Here is a 2,139-nt window from a genome sequence, read left to right as displayed (position 1 = left end):
GCGCAGGCGCAGGCGGGCGCTGCCGATCCCGCGCACGGGCAAGCCGCCGAACCCGGGCGGAGCGCCGGGGCGCCCGGACATGGTCAGGACACCGGACCGCACGCGCAGGATGCCGGCGGTCCGGTCACGGCGAGCAACCCCGACCCGGCCACGCCGTCAGCTCACGCGCAGGCGCAGGCGAGCGCTGCCGATCCCGCGCACGGGCAGGCCGCCGAACCGGGACGAAGCGCCGAGGTGTCGGAGCATCTCCAGGATACGGAAGCGCGAGCGCGGGATGTTGGCGGCCACGCCGCGGCTACCGACGCGAACCGTGCCCCGCCGTCAGACGACGCGCCGGCGCAGCCGAGCGCCGCCGATCCCGGGCACGCTCAGACCGACGCAGGGCCCGGTCGAGGCGCCGAGGCATCCGGGCATCCCCAGGAGAACGGACCGCCTCCGCAGAATGTGGCCGAACCGAGCGCGGCGACCGGCACCGACACAGGGATCCCGTCGAGCAACACGGCAGGCCGAACGGTCGACGCGGCGTCCGGTCCACGGCATCTCGGCGATCCGAACGATGCAGCGCACGACCATGCCGGTGGAGCCGTGAACGTCGGTCCTCAAGTGACTCCGAACCCGCCGATCGCCCGCCAGGAGTCGGGGATCTCGGCCGAGATGAGCCGTGACCAAGCACCGCCTGCCGAGCAGATCGCCCCGCCCCGCGGCGGAGGTCACAGCTCGCGACCGACAGCAAGCGTCGACCCGAACGGTGACCTCGTCTTCGCGTCCGACAACAGACCCGGCCCGTCGGCCGGACCGAGCCACGCACCGGCCGACAGCGGCCACCACGGAGACGTCGGCCTGATCGGGATCGCGGATCATGGCGTCGACGCGCACCACCTCGACATCCACTCCTGATGAGAGAGCGAGGTCCGACGAACGCCGCGGAATCTCATGACCGCGCGATCGTTTCGAGGACCGACTTCGTCGCGCATCACGCCGATAGCGGCGCGATCAGCCATCCACGCGCACGACGCGGTTTCCAGCCGGGAAAGAGGATGGCCGCTCACACGAAGGTTCAGCCAGGAGCGCCGTCGCGATCAAACTCCCGGTCGGCGGCCTTTGCGGATCGGCAACACGGAGTTCACGCATGGCCTACCGGATGAAGCGTCGACGATGCCGGGCCCATCGATGACGCCGCGTCTCGCCGAGTAGAAGCTGCTTCGCATGATCGCGAATGTCCACGCTCGGAGATCGCCGCCAGGAGGGAAGCGGTCCTGAGCCAGCCAGGATCTGAGCAGTGTCTCTTGGACCAAGTCCTCAGTTCGATCTGCGGCCTTCGTCATCGATCCTGCAAATCGCCTCAAGTGGGGCAGCAATCGCACGAGCTCCCCTCGGAACCAGTCCGGATCGAACGGCGAGTCCGGGTCAGCTGCCGCGTCGAGATCCCACACAGGCCGACCACGCGGGTGGGTCTTTGCGGGGCCGGTCGCCGTGGGTGGGCGAACTGGGCGGCCATCAACCTCGAGGCGCGGCGATCCAGGTACCTTGCCGGCGCCCGACCGTGACGGCGTATCTGGATGGTACGGCATGCGATGCTCGGTCCCGCACTGACCAGAGGACCAGTACAGCAGCATCATAATAGAGGTTTGCTGTACAGGCCTCAAGGCCATGCCCGCGGCTTGAGCGCGGTCGTCGGCCCAGGGCAGGGCGACCGACGATCGGCCGAGGAGCCGGGACGTGTCGTCGAAGAGCGCGCGGACGTCGCTGAAGTCCAGGATCAGCCGGCGCACCGCGCTGCATCGAAGCCGCTTTCGCGGGTGCACGTCATTTCCAGAAGTATCGACATGCGATCACGGCCGATCCAGCGCGCGATCTCCGGTCGGCAGCGGCGTTTCCTCTGCGCGAACTCAGGTTGAGAGGTGGAGCGTTCCGGTGGAAAGCGGCGCCTGTGCGTGAGCGGGCGCGGTGTCCGGGGGCCGGATCGGTGATCGTGGTGAGGGAATGTTGGTGGACTGCGTTGTGCGGGTCTGGCGGCGACCGACTCTCCCGTGTCTTGAGACACAGTACCATGGGCGCTGGCGTGTTTAACGGCCGAGTTCGAGATGGGATCGGGTTCTGGGCACGCCGCTCAGGCCACCAGACCGGCGCAACGCAATT

Annotated in this window: 1 protein-coding gene, 1 rRNA gene and 1 pseudogene; 1 reads left to right on the top strand and 2 read right to left on the bottom strand. The window is 68.8% G+C overall.

Annotated features, from left to right (window positions below; all coding sequences use genetic code 11):
* Window positions 1-897, top strand: a pseudogene (locus ACTJK8_RS02395) (hypothetical protein); the annotation flags it as partial.
* A gap of 182 nt (window positions 898-1,079) precedes the next feature.
* Here ACTJK8_RS02395 and ACTJK8_RS02390 read toward each other — a convergent pair.
* Both ACTJK8_RS02390 and rrf read right to left on the bottom strand, forming a co-directional pair.
* Entirely contained in the window at window positions 1,080-1,571 is a 492-nt protein-coding gene (locus ACTJK8_RS02390) for a sigma factor (RefSeq protein ID WP_440761572.1), read from the bottom strand.
* A 436-nt stretch (window positions 1,572-2,007) separates the two neighbouring features.
* A 5S ribosomal RNA gene (gene rrf, locus ACTJK8_RS02385) occupies window positions 2,008-2,123 on the bottom strand.
* Window positions 2,124-2,139: the final 16 nt, after the last annotated feature.

It is taken from the genome of Methylobacterium sp. 22177 (assembly GCF_052045615.1).
Taxonomy (GTDB): domain Bacteria; phylum Pseudomonadota; class Alphaproteobacteria; order Rhizobiales; family Beijerinckiaceae; genus Methylobacterium; species Methylobacterium radiotolerans.
This window is presented reverse-complemented; position numbering and strand designations above follow the sequence as displayed.

Bases quoted from the DNA above. Each gene is read 5' to 3' on its own strand.
- ACTJK8_RS02390 (WP_440761572.1), bottom strand. From the start codon at position 1,571: ATGCCGTACCATCCAGATACGCCGTCACGGTCGGGCGCCGGCAAGGTA.